This is a genomic window from Candidatus Palauibacter sp. (genome assembly GCF_965208055.1).
Classification (GTDB): Bacteria; Gemmatimonadota; Gemmatimonadetes; order Palauibacterales; family Palauibacteraceae; genus Palauibacter.
Genome location: NZ_CBDBNY010000004.1, coordinates 311,819 through 326,545 on the forward strand (window position 1 = coordinate 311,819; position 14,727 = coordinate 326,545).

Below are 14,727 nucleotides of genomic sequence, written 5' to 3' on the forward strand. Positions count from 1 at the left end.
CGCGTACTGGCCTCGCGCCGCCGCTACTTCGAGCGCTGCCCGTACTCCACGGCTTCGAGCGCCTGGAACACGTGGACGGCCGCGCAGACGATAAAGCACATGAAGTCCAGCGCCTCGCCATCCGCGAACCAGTGGGCTCCCGTGTAGGCGCCCATGGCGGCGTTGGCCAGCGAGACGCCCGCCGCGCGGAGTCGACCCTGCAGAAGTTGACCGAGACCGGGGACGAGAAGGCTCGCGAACCCGGCGGCATGCGGCGTCAGCTTCATGTGGCTTCGGCTCGCTTGCGCCAGTAGCGGGCGAGGCCCCACCACGAATCGCGCGCGCCGAAGGCGTTGATGTAGGTGTCGATCGGCTCCGCCGGCATGCGCCCGCGCAGGTCTTCCTCGACCCAGGCCGCGAACGTCCCGGCCCGCGCGGGATCGGCGGACGTGTCCGGGTCCGCCGGGTCCTCGTTCCCCAGCGATTCGCGCACGGTGCGGGCCCAGCGCGCGAGTTCGTCGCGGAGTTCGGCGAAGTGGGCGGCCGGGTCCTCGACCGCTCCGAAGTGGGTCGGGATGATGCGGGCGGGATCCCACTCCATGACCCGTTCCATGCTCGCGTTCCAGGCTTCGACGTCGATGTCGGGCACCGGCGTGACCGGGATCACGCCCCCCGGCGGGATGCGGATCCCGCCCACATCGCCTACCCACGCGGTCCCCCCGTCCTCCTCGAAATAGGCGACGTGGTGCTTCGCATGGCCGGGTACGTAGGCGACGCGAAGCGTCCGGCCGCCGAGCCGCACCGTATGCCCTTCGTCCACTGCGGTGACGGACTCCGCGGGAACCGAAAGGAACTCTCCCCACAGCGTCTCCATCCGGTCGCCGTAAATGCGGCCGGCGGAGGCGAGAAGACGCTCGGGCCGGATCATGTGGATCGCCCCCACGGGATGGACGTAAACCCGCGCTTCGGGCACCTGGCTCACGATCGTCCCGGCGGCCGTGGCGTGATCGAGGTGGATGTGCGTGAGCAGGATGGCGCGTACGTCGGCGAGGCCGAACCCGGCTTCCCCGAGCCCGGCCTCCAGCGCCGCGAGACAGGTCGTGGGCCCGGGGTCGACGAGCGCGACCCCGTCCCCGGTTTCCAGGACGCCGGTCCCGATGGCGAGATCGAAACCCTGGAACTTCAGGTCGACGATGGAGGTTCGTCGATCAAGAGTGTGAAGCGTCATCTATTCTCCCTTATTCTCCCTGGGGGCGGGGCGGGGCGCAGTTCGATCCAGAGCCCGCCGGCGTTTCCGAGGACGATGTTGTCGGAGACGGACTCGGGCCCGCCGCGTACGGTCAGCGACACGACCGGCGCCGAGCCGGGGTCGGCCATCCAGAGGCGTGCGTCGACGACGTACACGGTGCCGCCCCGGATGCCGACGGCGTGGCCATACAGGTGCTCGGGGTGTCGAGACGGGCCGCAGTCGCGGGCCCCGAAGGCGAGCAGGAACCGCGTGAGGCGCTCCGGATCCTCCACCATGATCCAGACGGCTTGCAGACCCCGGGCTCCGTTCGCGTGCTCGGGCGCCCCGGGCAGGTTCGGCGGCTCTCGTGCACCCGGATCGGAGTCGACGAGGAACACCGGGTGCAGCGGATGGTCCGGCGGGAAGGACGCCGTTCGACCCGCGCCGGAACCGGCGACCGCGAGATCCGGTTCGACGTCCCGGGCAACGGCGACGAGTTCATCCAGGCCGGTCGCAGCGGCCCCAGCGGCCACGTCGGCCCCATCCGCCCCGGAGAGAGCCAGGTACGCCCCACCTCCGCCATCGGCGATCAGGTCGGCATAGCGCCGCACCTCGGTGATGCCGGAGGCGTCCGGATCAGCCGAGCCCCCGACGGTCCTGAGTTCGAGCCGGGTCCCGTCCGCGAACCCGATCTCCGCCGTCTCCATTCCGTTCGCGTCGCCTCGCCCGTCCTGGACGTGGAAGCCGAACTCGTCGGTGAGCCGGTTCGACAGGGCCTCGAGGTCGCCGACGGCGACGGGTACGTGGTCGATGCGCAGCGAGGAGCCCGGCGCCACGCAGGCCGCCGGCGTGTCCTGGGCGAGGGCGTCCGCAGCCGTGCCGAGCAGGGCACAGGCGATGATCGCGATGATGCGTCGCTGGTATGTCATGCGTACAAGATGTCGCCGGGACGGCAAGGTCGATAGTTTGCCCGCCATGAAACGACCTGGACCCGACGAACACGCCGACTACTACTCCACCTACATCGACCGCGTGCCGACGGACCGACCCCTGGCGGATGTCCTCGGCGAAGCGCCCGACGCGCTGGAGGCGCTTCTCTCCGGCCTCCCCGTCGAACGCGAGACGTTCGCATACGAGCCGGGCAAGTGGACGTGCCGCGAGGTGCTGGGCCATGTGATCGACACCGAGCGGCTCTTCTCCTACCGAGCGCTCCACATCGCCCGCGCGGATTCGGCGGAGCTGCCGGGAATGGATCAGGATGAATGGGCCGCGGCTTCCAACGCGGCCGGTCGCCCCATCGCGGAACTGCTACCGGAATTCCGGGGACTGCGCGCCGCGAATGCGGCCTTCTTCGCCTCGCTCGACGAAGACGCGCTCTCGCGCCGGGGCGTCGCGAGCGGCAGCGAGTGCACGGTGCGGGCGATCATCCACATCATCGCCGGTCACGAACTTCACCACCGGGAGATGCTCAGGGCACGATACCTGGCTGCCCCTCCCGCGAACTGAGGAGATCGAGATGACCGAGATCGCGCTCTTCTACCAGCGCCCGGGCTGAACGAGCTGCAAACGCACCCGTGCGGTGTTCGACGAGACCGGCGCGACGATCGCGGAGGAACGATCCGCCACGAAGGCTCCGCTCACGGACGACGACGTGCGCGAACTCCTCGCGACCGCCGAGCGGGTGGTCGTCGCCAGAGGGAGGAGCCGGCGCGATCTGAGTCCCGGGGAAACCGAACTCGACGCGCTGAAGGGGCCTACGGGGAAGTACCGCGCGCCGATCGTGCTGGCGGGAGGCACGCTTCTGGTCGGCTTCAGCGCCGAGGCGCTCGCCGAACTCTGAAGCCGAAGTCGCCGCGGATCGTGTGGCCGTCCTGCGCCATGGCCCGCCACATGACCTCGTAGTCGCCGTCCGCGAGCCCCTCGCCCACGTCCAGCACGACGACGCTCGGGTCGTCCTCTTTCGCGGTCGCCGGTTCCAGGTCGAGGGGTTCGCCCCCCTTCGGCAGGAGCCGGACCGACGTCCCGGCCATCTGCGGGGCCTGCGTGAACCACAGCGTGACCGTCTCGGGGCTGGCCGCCACCGTCTCATCCTTCTTCGGAGACGACTCCCTGAGGGCGAGGTGGGCGCAGACGTAGATGCCCGCCGTCGCCAGCACGGCGGTCGCTACGACGACTGCCCCCTTTCGGATCCACCTGGTCATAGGACTCTTCATTGAACTCTGGTCATTGAACTTCGCTCCGGTCCTCGTGCGCTCCTGAGTTGTTCGGCGAGCCCGGGGAGCCCGTCCGGGGCTTCCGCGGCCTCAAGCTGCCGGGGCGTCAATTCGTGCGGGTGCATCCGTCCAATCTACCTCGCATCTACTCCGTGGACAGCTTTCCGTAACGCAGAAACAGGGCCGGGACGACGATCATGTTGAGGAAGGTGGAGGTCAGCAGGCCGCCGAGGACGACGACCGCCAGCGGAGCCTGTATCTCCTTCCCCGGCTCACCGATCCCCAGCGCAAGCGGGATGAGGGCGAGTCCCGCCGTGAGCGCCGTCATCAGGATGGGACTCAGGCGCTCGACCGAACCGCGGCGGATGCTGTCGGGGAGCGAGACTCCGCTATCGTGCAGATCCTGGTATCGGCTTACCAAGAGCATCCCGTTCCGCACCGCGATGCCGAAGAGCGTGATGAAGCCGACCAGCGTCGCGACGTTCACGGTTCCGCCGATCAGCAGCACGGCGAGCACGCCCCCCGTCAGCGCAAGCGGCAGGTTCACCATGAGGAACATCGCCGTCCTGAAACTCCCGAAGGCGCGGAACATGATGAGGAAGATCGCGCCGATCGAGAACAGCGAGAGAATGATTAGCCGGCGCGTGGCGGTCTGGCCGCTCTCGAACTGGCCACCGTACTGAAGGTAGTACTCCGGCGGCAGATCCAGCTCCTCGGCGACGCGGCCCCGCAGTTCCGTCACGGCCCCGATGACATCGCGCTCCGCCACGTTGGCGCTGATGACGATCTTCCGCTGGACGTTTTCGCGGGTGATCATGTTCGGACCCCTCGTCTCCACGATCGAACCGAGTTGCGACAGAGGGACCATCGGCCCGGCCGGGGTTGCGATGAGGGCGCCGGCGATGGCGTCCGTATCCGCCCGGTACTCGTCCGCGTAACGCACGACGAGATCGAAGGTTCGCTCCCCCTCCCGCACAATGGACACCGCTTCGCCCTGCATCGCGATGTGGACAGCTTCGCCCAGCGTGCCCGGCGTAACTCCGTAACGGGCCATGGCCCGGCGGTTCGCGCGGACCTGGAGCTGCGGCACTTCCGCCTGCTGCTCCACGGCGACGTCCACGAGCCCCTCGACCTCCTCGGCAATCGTCGCGAGCTGACCCGCGACGTTGCGCAGCTCCCCGAGGTCCGGTCCGAAGAGGTTGATCGCGATCGCGGCTCGCGTACCGGAGAGCATGTGATCGATGCGATGGCTGATCGGCTGGCCGACCGTGATGCTGGTTCCCGCGATTCCCGCGAGATTCCCGCGCGTCCCGCTGAGCACCTCCGCGAGTTCGTGGTCCGTCAGGTCGAGTCGCGCTTCGATTTCCGAGACGTTGACGCCCTGTGCGTGTTCGTCCAGTTCGGCACGGCCCGTGCGTCGCGATGTCGAGACCACCCCCGGGGTCTGAAGCAATTGGCGCTCGACCCTCCTGCCGATTTCGTCGGATTCCTCCAGCGAAGTGCCCGGGACGCTCACGACCGTCACGGTCAGCGAACCCTCCTGAAACTCCGGCAGGAATTCGCGGCCCAGGGTCGGGACCACCGCGACTGTGCCCGCAAGAAGGAGCGCCGACCCGATCAGCATCGTCCCCGAACGACGCAGAGCCCAGTCCAGGACACGGCTGTAGAGGGATTCGAGATGCCGAACCAGCCACGGATCCCGCCGCTGTCGCAGGGAATGGTCCGCCGGGAGCAGCAGATAACACAGCGCGGGAGTCACCGTCACGGCAATGACAAGAGATGCGAGGATGCTCACAATGTAGGCCTGCCCGAGCGGCTGGAGCATCCGCCCTTCGACGCCGGAAAGAAAAAACAGCGGCACGAAGACGATCGTGATGATCAGGGTGGCGTTGAGGATCGGATCCCGGATCTCGCGCGCGGCGCCCCGAATGAGGGGCAGGACGGCGATCCGTTCGCCACGCGGCCGCCGGACGTTGTCCCGGTGCCGGCGGTGCACGTTCTCGACGAAGATGATCGCGTCGTCGACGAGGGCGCCGATGGCGATCGCCATCCCGCCCAGCGTCATGGTGTTCACCGTGCCTCCCAACGCGCGCATTACGATGATCGCCAGCGCGAGCGAGAGGGGGATCGCGAGGACGGATATCAGCGTGGTTCGGACGTTCCACAGGAACAACAGCAGGATGGCGATGACGAACAATGCGCCGTCGCGCAGGGCGAGGATCACATTGTCGATGGCGAGCGAGATGAAGTCGGCCTGTCGGAAGATCTCTCTTTCGAAGCTGATCCCCGCAGGGAGTTCGGTCTCGATCCGGTCCAGCTCGACGTCGACCCTCCGCGTCAGCTCCAGAGTGTTGGCATCGGCCTGTTTCTGGATCGACAGGATGACCGCGGGCTCGGCGTTCACGGATCCGGTCCCGAAAGTGATGCCGGGTCCGACCCGTACCTCGGCGACGTCTTCGATCAGGACCGGAACCCCCTCGCGGGTGGCCACGACCGTGACGCCGATGTCGTCGACGTCGGCTGGCCGGACGATTCCGCGAATCAGAATCTCGCGCCCGCTCGACCAGAAGACTCCCCCGGACACGTTCTCGCTGGAACCCGCGGTCGCGGCAAGCACGTCCTCGAGTCCCACCCGATAGGCCAGCAACCGCTCCGGATCGACGAGAATCTGGTATTCGCGCACATCGCCGCCCTGCGCGACCACCTGGGAGACGCCGGGCACCGCGAGCAGCCGGCGCCGCACGATCCAGTCCGCGAAGGTGCGCGCCTCCATGAGTTGCGATGGGGAAGCCCTGATGCCGACCAGCATGATCTCCCCCATGATCGAGCTGATGGGGGCCAGCACCGGCGCCTCCACCCCCTCCGGGAGGTCGAGCGCCTGGGACTGCAGCCGGGCGCCGACGATCTGCCGAGCGAGGAAGATGTCCGTACCCCATTCGAAGTCGACCCAGACGATGCTGATCCCGTGGGCGGATTTCGAGCGGACCCTGCGAACTCCCAGCGCCCCGTTCAGGGCGGTTTCGATCGGGAAGGTGATTGCCGTCTCGACATCCTCGGGCGCCAGTCCGTGAGCGTCCGTGAGCACCGTGACGGTGGGAGCGGTCAGGTCGGGGAAGACATCGACGGGGAAAGTGGCGGCGATCCAGCTGCCGCCCACGAAGAGTCCCATGGCGAAGATGAGCGCCAGGAAGGGATTCTTGAGGGAGAAGCCGACGAAGTGGTCCAGGATGCCCCGCCGCTTGGATGCGCTCATCCCGGCTCCGTTAGTGACCGTGACCGTCGGACGGCGCGCTCGTGCCGAGAGAGGCCAGGCTCACCTGATACGCACCGGCGGTGACCACCTCCTCACCGAGATCGACGCCCGAGGAGACGAGCGTCCAGGATCCGTCGGACGCACCCGCATCGACGACGCGGCGCTCGAAGGTGCTCCCGGTGACCTTGACGTAGATGACGGAGAGACCGTTCTCGTTCTGGATGGCCGCGGTCGGAACCGCCACGCCCCGCTGCGGGTCGCCGAGCAGGATCCGCCCTTCGGCCAGCATTCCGACCTTGAGCGTCCGGTCCGGGTTCGGGACCGCGAACCTGACCGGGAGCGTGCGGTTGTCCGGGTCGATGACGCTTCCAACCGACAGCACCCGGCTCGCCGTGTAGGCGCTCGCGTCTCCTTCGACGGTGAACCAGGCGCCGCGGATCCGGTTCGCCTCCGGCGCGTAGCGCGCGGGAACCCGCGCGACGAACCAGAGCGTCGCCGCGTTTACGATCGTGAACGCATGTCCTCCGATGTCGATCTGCTGGCCGAGCGCCACCTCTCTCGCCGTAATCACACCGCTGATCGGGCTGCGCAGGCGGTATAGACCGGAATCGAGGTCGCCGCCGCCGACACTGTCACCCACGCTGCCCGGTGTGCCGCCGATCGCTTCGAATGCCGCCTCGGCGACGTTCAGGTCGCGTCGAGCCTCCTCCAACCGGCGCGCGGAGATGGCGCCCGCCTCGAAGAGTCCCTCGGCCCGCTCGGCCTCGCGTTCGGCCGCCACGACATCGGCGCGGGTCCGCGCGTACGAGTTGTCCAGGCTGATGGGCGCGATTAGCGCCAGCGTCTGTCCGGCCCGGACGAAATCCCCCGGCCCGAAGGAGGGTCCCTCCACCCGGACGAGTCCCGCCACCGGGGCGGAGACCTGGACGAGCCCGCCCGGGGGCGCCACCAACTCGCCGGCGGCCGGGATCGAGGCCGGTATCTCGCGCTCCTCGGCGACCGCGACCCCGAAGGGGAACGACCACTGTTCCTGCTTGGAGAGTGCGATCGGTCCGGTGGTCGCGGGCGCCGCTTCCACATCCTCCTCGCTCGCGAAGACGACGAACGGCCCCGCCAGGATCGTGTATTCGCGTCCCTCGACCCGCAGACTGAATTCGGCTTGCCAGATTCCCGCCGCCGTCGGGGTCGGCACCGCTTCGTAGATGCCCGGCGCCTCGTCCTCCGCCGAGACGTTCCGGCGGGCGCCGGACGGCCCGATCATCGTCAACGTCACCGCATCGGCTTCGACCGGCCGCCAGCCTTCCTGCCGCGTCAGATGGATCTCCCAGGGCTCCTCGCTCTCCAGTCCCTCGACCTGGTGCGGGTATTCCACGAAAAGCTCGATGCCGTCCGCGAGCCGCGTCAGCGACCCCCCGCCCTCGAGGACGTCGTGCGCCTCCTGCCCCACATCGGCCGCTTCCCCGCACGCCCAGGATCCGAGTGCGGCCAGCGAGCCGAGGATCCAAATCTGGACGAGATTTCGTGTCATCGTTCCTCCTCCGGGGCCCGTCCCATGGCGCGAAGCAAATCGTAGTAGTCGATCCAGGCGGCGGATCGCATGGACAGGGCACTGAGCCGAGCGTTCCGGAAGGCGCTCGCCGCGTCGAGCAGCTCCAGAAGCGCCATTTCATTCTCGCCGTAAGCCGCCATCGCGGCCGCCAGCAGCGCCTCGCTGTCCGCCAGCAGGCCGTCGGCCACGCTTTCGAGACGGGCGCGACTGGAGGCGTACCGATCCGACGCGATCAGAAGATCGTTCTCCGCCAGCCGTCGCTGAAGATCGAGACGATACGCGGCGGCGGAACTTCGGGCGTCGGCCTCCTCGCGGGCGCCTCCTCCGCGATCGAACAACGGCAGCGGGAGATCGAGGCCCAGGCTGAGCCCGTGGAATCCGTCCTCCTGGTGCCGGTATCCGAAGCCGATCGTCGGAATCGGCACCCAGCCGGACCTCGCGATGGAGAGTTCGGCCTGTGCGGCGTCAAGGTCCCGAGCCGCGGCCTCCAGATCCGGCCGCCCCGGCAGGGCGCCGAGCGCGTCCTCCCGAGTCACCCGCGGCGGCACGCCCTCAAGCTCCGCGGACGGTCCGACCTCCTCGCTGCCGGCCCCGGGAAAGATCAGCGCGGCCAAATGCCTGCGGGCGGCACGGCCCCGGAGTTCCGCCTCGGCCACATCCTGCTCGGCCTGCACCCGCTCCAGCCGCAGGCGCCGGGCCTGGAAGGCGGAAATGTCCCCCGCTTCCAGCCGGATTTCCGCATCCTCGGCCACTTCTTGGATCACCGACGCGGCGTGGCGCGCGGTGAGTTCCGCCGCCTCGGCGAACCACGCCAGCGCCCAGGTCTCGCGAACCTCGAAGGCGAGCCGAATGGAGTCACCGCGAAAGCGCGCTACGCCGGCCCCGACAATGTGCCCGGCGGCGCGGCGCCGGGCCGCGGTACGGCCGGGCCATTCCAGCGTCTGGGAGAGCCGCACAATCTCTTCCCAGTGCTGTTCCAGCTCGTGGTCGAGATCGTCGCGGCTGATGGAAAACGACGGGTTGAAGTAGGCACGAGACTGGCGGGCCGCTCCCGCGATCTCGGCCGCCTCGGACCGCGCGATCTTCAGCGCGAGGCTGTTCTCGGCGAACGCTTCGAGAGCCTCCGCCAGCGAGACCCGGCGTACCGCCTCCCGGCTTGGCATGTCCTGAGCGGCGGTCGCGCACGGCACGGCGAGGAGCGCGCCAAGCCCGAGGAGCATTCGTAAACCCGGAGAGGGCCGCGACACGTTCATCATGGGTTTCGGGCGGTGGCCAGCAGGTGGTCGACATGATGCGACTCAATGCAGCGACCGACCCTGGTCTCAACCTGAATCGTGATGTGGTGAATGTTGAATTCGTCGTACGCGATGTCCCGGATCCGGTCCAGCAGGGGTTCGACCCGCCGATCCGATTCGTAACCGGGCTCCACCAGGAGGTGCGCCGTCAGCGCATCGTATCCGGGAGAAATGGCCCAGCAATGCACATCGTGAATCGTCGTCACGCCCTCGAGTTCCTCGATCTGGTGGCAGAGGGCGTAGACATCGATGTGTTCCGGCGTGCTCCCCAGAAGCACCTGCACGACCCCCGACAGCAGGCGCCAGGTGCTCGCCAGGATCGCAATGCCGATCAGCACGCTGAGTGCCGAGTCGGCAACGTGCTGGCCGAACGCCCACACCAGCACGCCCGCCACGACGACGGCCACGGCCCCGAGCAGGTCGGTCATCATGTGCTGCAGCACGCCGGCGACGTTGGTGTTCGTCTGAGCCGGCCCGTGCAGGATCGCGAGGGCCGAAATGTTCACGACCAGGCCGACCGCCCCCACGATGAGCATGAGTTCGCCCTGAACCTCGGACGCCCCGGAGAAACGGCGGTATGCCTCGAAGAACACCGCGATGGAAATGCCCCAGAGCAGCAGCGCATTGACGAGGGCTGCGAGGATTTCCGTGCGCTGCAGACCGTACGTCCGTTCCGCCGAGGCCGACTGGCCCACGAAACGGGTAGCCCCCAGCGCGAGCGCGAGGGACACCGCGTCCGCGAGCATGTGTCCGGCGTGGGCGAGAAGGGCCAGGCTGCCGGCGAGATAGCCGCCGATGACGGCCGCGAGCATGTACCCGACGATCAGCACGAGCGCCGCGATGAGGCTCTGCTTGCTCGCGCTGAGCGAATCCTGAGCGTCGGAGGCTTCCGGGTAAGACTGCGGCATGGCGACTACCGGATCTTGTTGGGGTTTGTGCTGGTCCCGGGTTCGTCGTCCCTCTCCGTCCTCGGCGCCCCGGGCCTACGACCTTCGCGTACTCTCCCGGGGACCGCTTCCTGCAGCGCTTCGGACTCAGCGGCGATCCTCGACCCGTGAGGTTTGAACCTACCGGGAATCGCAAAAAACGTACATGGCGAGTCTTGTCCAGCGGGGCATGAGCCTGAACGAGGAACGGGTTTCCACCGGGAGGTGAGCCTGAAGCGCGGGGCGATGAGATCATGGAGGCATGATCGTGACGCTTCGCACCGAACGGATTCGGACGCTCGATGAGGTTCGCGCCTTCCTCGAGGGCGGCGAGCGGGTGGGTTTCACCCGCAACGACCGGGGCTCGGCCTACGTGTTCGTGAGACGGTCGCTGGAGAAGCTCCGCCACCACCGCCTCCGCAAGCCGGACAAGGGCCTCGTCAAGGCCTATCTGGCCAAGGTGACCGGGCTCTCGAGAGCGCAGCTTACCCGGCTCATCGCCCGGCACAGGAGAACCGGCCACATCCGCGACCGCCGCAGGAAGCCCCGTCCAACGCCTTCCAGCGCCGTTACACGCCCGGGGACGCCGCCCTCCCGGCCGAGGTCGACGACGCCTGCGACCGGCTCTCGGGACCCGCCACCAAGGAGATCCTCCGTCGACAGGGCCGCATCAAGAAGCGCTACCGCCAGCGGGTCGTCGCCACCCCCTACGACAAGCTCAAGTCCCTCGACGGCGCCGAAGACTTCCTCCGGCCCGGCGTCACCTTCGAGGACCTCGACCGCCTCGCCGCCCGAGGCTTCCTGCGGATACCCGCTCCGCGGGTGGCGGCGAGGAAGGCCGTCGCGCACATCGCCGAGGCGGTGAGCCGGCCCGCGAGCGCGCCGGGCGTATTCAGTCGTGAATGTGGTCGTGGCGCCCCTGGTGGAACACGACGTGAAGCAGCGATCCCGCGACGAACGCCTGGTAGATTTCAAGCGCGGCGTGCTCATCCGGGAGTATTCCCGTGCCCGCCGCGAACCCGATCACCGTCGCCAGGAGGATCGCTCCGATTCCCGCGATGGCGACGGCGACGCCGTGCCGAGGCTCGAGCAGCCACCAGATCAGCAGCCCGACGGCGACCCGATGCAGGACGACGGCGAAGGCGAACGGAGCGCTCGCCGTGGCCGGCATCAGCGCGCCGCCCTCCAGCAGCGCGTGCAGGACCATCGAGCACACGCCCAGGAGGATGGTGAGGTTGTCCGTGTGCCGCGCCACCGAATGGGAGATCTTTTCGATGAGATAGAGGACGCCGCCTCCCAGCACGACAGCGATGAGGGGTCCGATCTCGCGATGGATCCAGACGTGCGGGAGAACCTGCACGGCGACCAGCACGGGGAGGACCACGAGAACGACGGTGTCGATGACACGGATCGTCTTCGGGCGATTGTGCAGCCAAACGTAGAGTAGGACTCCGGCGACCGGCGCCAGCAGCGCAGCTATGAGCGGACCCATTCAGAATCTGTCAGGGCTTTCGGTGCCGGGTTTCGCGACGGAGGCAATGTGGGAACAGCCGCCGGGCCAGGCCGGCGGCTGTTCCCGGGGCAGATTATACGGACCGTTACGCCGGACCGTGATCGTCGCAGTGCCCGGCGTGCGAGTGATGCAGGTGGCCGGCGACCACGTAGTCCGTGTGCCCATCGTGCTCCACGGCTTCGTGGCCGCATCCGTCGCCGTGCGTGTGATCGCTGTCGTGCCCGTCGCAGTCGTGGCCATGACCCTCGGCCGGGCCGTGGTCGTCGCAGTGGTCCCCGTGCACATGGTGGAGATGGCCATCGACCACATAGTCCGTATGGCCGTCGTGCTCCACGGCTTCGTGGCCGCAGTCGTCTCCGTGCTGATGGCTGCTGTCGTGGCTCTCGCAGCTGTGGTCGTGCTCGCCCATCGCTTTCCTCCTTGTGGTTTCGATTTCCCCTTCAGGGTTTCGGGTTCCGGAACTTCGGTTCCTACATCGTCCTCCGCGCCATCGGCAAAGCTAATGCGACCGCGCGGTGGCGATGAGGTGATCGACGTGGTGGTCTTCGTTGCAATGCTTGGCAGTGGCCTCCACCTGCACCGTGACGTGCTGCAGGTTGAACTCGTTATAGGCGATCTCCCGGATCTTGCCGAGAAGACTCGTTGTGTCGTCCTCGTGCTCCGGATCCACCAGGACATGGGCCGTGAGCGCGTCGTAACCCGGCGCGAGCGTCCACACATGGACGTCGTGGATCACCGTGACTCCGTCGATATCCTCGATCTGGTGGCAGAGCTTGTACACGTCGACGTGTTCCGGCGTCCCCTCGAGCAGCACGTGCACGACCTTGGCCAGCAGGCGCCACGTGCTGAGCAGGATCAGAATCCCGATGAGGACGCTGAGGATCGGGTCGGAGATGTACCAGTCGAAGGCCCACACGAGCACCCCGGAGACGATGACCGCCACCGAGCCCAGAATGTCGGCGATCACGTGGGCCAGGGCGCCTTCGACGTTCACACTGTGTTTCGCGGACCGGTGCAGCACCCAGGCGGCGGCGAGATTGGCGAGGAGCCCGAGCGTTCCGACGATCAGCATCAGGCCGCCCTCGACCTCGGGTATGTCGCGAAAGCGGTGGTAGGCCTCGAAGATCACCCAGGCCGAGATCAGCCACAGTGTGAGGGCGTTGATGAGGGCCGCGAGGATCTCCAGCCGATGGTAGCCGAAGGTGCGCTCCACCGAGGCGGCGCGCGTGGCGAAATGCACGGCGAACAGCGCCAGGCCGATCGAGGCCGCATCGGTGAGCATGTGTCCCGCGTCGGCGATGAGCGCCAAGCTTCCGGACAGGACGCCCCCGACCACCTCGACGAACATGAAGCTTGCGATGATCAGCAGGGCGACGGTCAGGTCGCGCTTGCTGGCGTTCCTCAGTTCCTCCGAATGATCGTGGGCGCCGAAAATCCCGTGGTGGTGGTGATGGTGGTCGTGATCGTGACCGTGGTGATGGTGGCCATGCCCGTGATGATCATGCCCGTGATCGTGCGCGTGATCGTGGTCATGCCCATGATCGTGGTCGTGATCGTCGGCATGGCGGTCATCATGATCGTGTCCGCGCCCGTCACGACCACCGCTGAGGTTCATGGGAAACCACCGCCATCCGAGATGGTTGACCTGATTAGCTGCCGGCGCAACAAGCTAGCGCCCGCCGCGAGTCTTGTCCAAGTACGGAGCCGTCGTCCGCAAGTCCACGACCACCTCCGCCCCTTCCTCAACTTCCACCCGCCGTGCCTCTTCCCCTCCGAGGTCGAGGGATCCCGGGGCCGCATCAAGAAGCGCTACCGTCGCGGGACGTCGCCACCCCCTACGACAGGCTCAAGTCCGTCGACGGCGCCGAAGACTTCCTCCGGCCCGGCGTCACCTTCGAGGAACTCGACCGCCTCGCCGCCTCCACATCCGGTCTCCAGGCAGCCAAGGCCGTCCGCGAGGCCCGCCGCGTCCTCTTCCGCTCTCTCGACCCCGCCACGCCGGTCGCCTGAGTCCCGGGTCCGCACACCGACTCGCGTCCCCGTTGCGCGACCCTCGCTCCGCCAAGGATTAGCCGGAAGAGAATCGAACGCCAACGGCCCCGCGGCCACGGCTCACGACTCCTCGTTCAGCCTCATCTCCGCATCGGAAAACACTCTGCCGCGGGGCGTAACTGGCGCATGGGCGCGGCTACCTTGACTCGTTCCGCCCCCGAACGCAGCTTGAGTTAACGATCCGGACTGCCCTGTGACGGCACCCGGAAACACTCTGGCGGCATAGCCGTGAAGCTCATTTCTCCTCGACAGCCGCGGGATCTTCGCCGGTTCGGCGTCTTGGCCATCGTCCTCCTTCAGGCGATGGCTTTCGCCGTCCTGCCGGCGATGGATGCGGTGCTCGAAGCCGGAGCGTCGAGCACCGTCGCGCACGTCGAAGGGGAGCACAGCGAGCACTGCGACCCCGGACACAGCCACCTGCTGTGCCAGTTGTCTCGCACCGTGTCGCTGGGGTTCCCCCTCCTGATTCCGATCAATCTGCAGCTGGTACTCGAAACCGGCCCCGACACCCCGATCGCGAACGCCTGGCAACGCCGCCCGATGCCGCCCGGCGGGAGCGGTCCAAGAGCCCCTCCTCCAGCCTGACCCACTCCCGGGCAGATCGTCCCGGAAGCCCCCCGACCGCCCCATGGGCGGCGGATCGCAAATCTCCCGAAACACACGTTACCCGCTGATGCACTTCAGCGAGACGGCGCCGAGCTTCTCGAGCATGAGCGGTG

At 67.8% G+C, this 14,727-nt stretch carries 17 protein-coding genes; 4 read left to right on the forward strand and 13 right to left on the reverse strand.

All coding sequences use genetic code 11. From position 1 onward, the window contains the following. Positions 1 to 23: 23 nt before the first annotated feature. From ACOGXI_RS01635 to ACOGXI_RS01645, 3 genes are read right to left on the reverse strand one after another with little or no spacing between them, the layout of a single operon-like run. Positions 24 to 266 (reverse strand): hypothetical protein, encoded by a 243-nt coding sequence (locus ACOGXI_RS01635; protein WP_419937166.1) that lies wholly within the window; start codon positions 264 to 266, stop codon positions 24 to 26. Continuing rightward, positions 263 to 1,207, reverse strand: coding sequence for an MBL fold metallo-hydrolase (locus tag ACOGXI_RS01640; RefSeq protein ID WP_419937167.1), 945 nt, complete (start codon positions 1,205 to 1,207; stop codon positions 263 to 265). Before ACOGXI_RS01640 ends, ACOGXI_RS01635 begins: the two co-directional genes overlap by 4 nt. After that, complete coding sequence (locus ACOGXI_RS01645) at positions 1,204 to 2,136, reverse strand: VOC family protein (RefSeq protein ID WP_419937168.1); 933 nt, start codon at positions 2,134 to 2,136, stop codon at positions 1,204 to 1,206. The genes ACOGXI_RS01640 and ACOGXI_RS01645 overlap by 4 nt, the downstream gene beginning before the upstream one ends. Before the next feature lie 46 nt (positions 2,137 to 2,182). Between ACOGXI_RS01645 and ACOGXI_RS01650 the strand changes: the two genes are divergently transcribed. Together ACOGXI_RS01650 and ACOGXI_RS01655 are read left to right on the forward strand one after the other, a co-directional pair. Then, positions 2,183 to 2,713: a DinB family protein gene (locus tag ACOGXI_RS01650; RefSeq protein WP_419937169.1), complete on the forward strand. Its 531-nt coding sequence runs from the start codon at positions 2,183 to 2,185 to the stop codon at positions 2,711 to 2,713. Between the two features lie 73 nt (positions 2,714 to 2,786). Continuing rightward, entirely contained in the window at positions 2,787 to 3,047 is a 261-nt protein-coding gene (locus tag ACOGXI_RS01655; protein WP_419937170.1) for a hypothetical protein, read from the forward strand. Here ACOGXI_RS01655 and ACOGXI_RS01660 read toward each other — a convergent pair. The 10 genes from ACOGXI_RS01660 to ACOGXI_RS01705 all read right to left on the reverse strand — a co-directional run bounded on the left by ACOGXI_RS01660 (position 3,019) and on the right by ACOGXI_RS01705 (position 13,552). Then, positions 3,019 to 3,408, reverse strand: a complete 390-nt coding sequence (locus ACOGXI_RS01660) for a copper resistance CopC family protein (RefSeq protein WP_419937171.1) — start codon at positions 3,406 to 3,408, stop codon at positions 3,019 to 3,021. The genes ACOGXI_RS01655 and ACOGXI_RS01660 overlap by 29 nt on opposite strands. A 157-nt stretch (positions 3,409 to 3,565) precedes the next feature. Beyond that, the gene (locus ACOGXI_RS01665) at positions 3,566 to 6,673 is read right to left on the reverse strand and encodes an efflux RND transporter permease subunit (RefSeq protein ID WP_419937172.1); all 3,108 of its coding nucleotides are present in this window, start codon (positions 6,671 to 6,673) and stop codon (positions 3,566 to 3,568) included. A 10-nt stretch (positions 6,674 to 6,683) separates the two neighbouring features. Continuing rightward, the gene (locus tag ACOGXI_RS01670) at positions 6,684 to 8,201 is read right to left on the reverse strand and encodes an efflux RND transporter periplasmic adaptor subunit (protein WP_419937173.1); all 1,518 of its coding nucleotides are present in this window, start codon (positions 8,199 to 8,201) and stop codon (positions 6,684 to 6,686) included. Beyond that, positions 8,198 to 9,442 carry a TolC family protein gene (locus ACOGXI_RS01675; protein ID WP_419937174.1) on the reverse strand — a complete coding sequence of 415 codons (1,245 nt, stop codon included), beginning with the start codon at positions 9,440 to 9,442 and terminating at the stop codon, positions 8,198 to 8,200. Before ACOGXI_RS01675 ends, ACOGXI_RS01670 begins: the two co-directional genes overlap by 4 nt. A 32-nt stretch (positions 9,443 to 9,474) precedes the next feature. Continuing rightward, positions 9,475 to 10,425, reverse strand: coding sequence for a cation diffusion facilitator family transporter (locus tag ACOGXI_RS01680; RefSeq protein ID WP_419937175.1), 951 nt, complete (start codon positions 10,423 to 10,425; stop codon positions 9,475 to 9,477). A gap of 465 nt (positions 10,426 to 10,890) precedes the next feature. After that, positions 10,891 to 11,292 (reverse strand): hypothetical protein, encoded by a 402-nt coding sequence (locus tag ACOGXI_RS01685; protein ID WP_419937176.1) that lies wholly within the window; start codon positions 11,290 to 11,292, stop codon positions 10,891 to 10,893. A gap of 43 nt (positions 11,293 to 11,335) precedes the next feature. Beyond that, on the reverse strand, positions 11,336 to 11,935 hold the full coding sequence (locus ACOGXI_RS01690) for a hypothetical protein (RefSeq protein WP_419937177.1): 600 nt from the start codon (positions 11,933 to 11,935) through the stop codon (positions 11,336 to 11,338). 106 nt (positions 11,936 to 12,041) lie between these two features. Beyond that, a complete protein-coding gene (locus tag ACOGXI_RS01695) occupies positions 12,042 to 12,365 on the reverse strand; it encodes a hypothetical protein (protein WP_419937178.1) in 324 nt (107 codons plus the stop codon). 90 nt (positions 12,366 to 12,455) lie between these two features. Beyond that, positions 12,456 to 13,391, reverse strand: coding sequence for a cation diffusion facilitator family transporter (locus ACOGXI_RS01700; RefSeq protein WP_419940133.1), 936 nt, complete (start codon positions 13,389 to 13,391; stop codon positions 12,456 to 12,458). Continuing rightward, positions 13,358 to 13,552 carry a hypothetical protein gene (locus tag ACOGXI_RS01705; protein ID WP_419940245.1) on the reverse strand — a complete coding sequence of 65 codons (195 nt, stop codon included), beginning with the start codon at positions 13,550 to 13,552 and terminating at the stop codon, positions 13,358 to 13,360. Before ACOGXI_RS01705 ends, ACOGXI_RS01700 begins: the two co-directional genes overlap by 34 nt. Positions 13,553 to 13,714: 162 nt before the next feature. On the opposite strand from ACOGXI_RS01705, the gene ACOGXI_RS01710 reads away from it, so the two are divergent. Both ACOGXI_RS01710 and ACOGXI_RS01715 read left to right on the forward strand, forming a co-directional pair. Continuing rightward, positions 13,715 to 13,966: a hypothetical protein gene (locus ACOGXI_RS01710; RefSeq protein ID WP_419937179.1), complete on the forward strand. Its 252-nt coding sequence runs from the start codon at positions 13,715 to 13,717 to the stop codon at positions 13,964 to 13,966. Positions 13,967 to 14,236: 270 nt separating this feature from the next. Then, positions 14,237 to 14,593 (forward strand): hypothetical protein, encoded by a 357-nt coding sequence (locus tag ACOGXI_RS01715; RefSeq protein ID WP_419937180.1) that lies wholly within the window; start codon positions 14,237 to 14,239, stop codon positions 14,591 to 14,593. Positions 14,594 to 14,727: the final 134 nt, after the last annotated feature.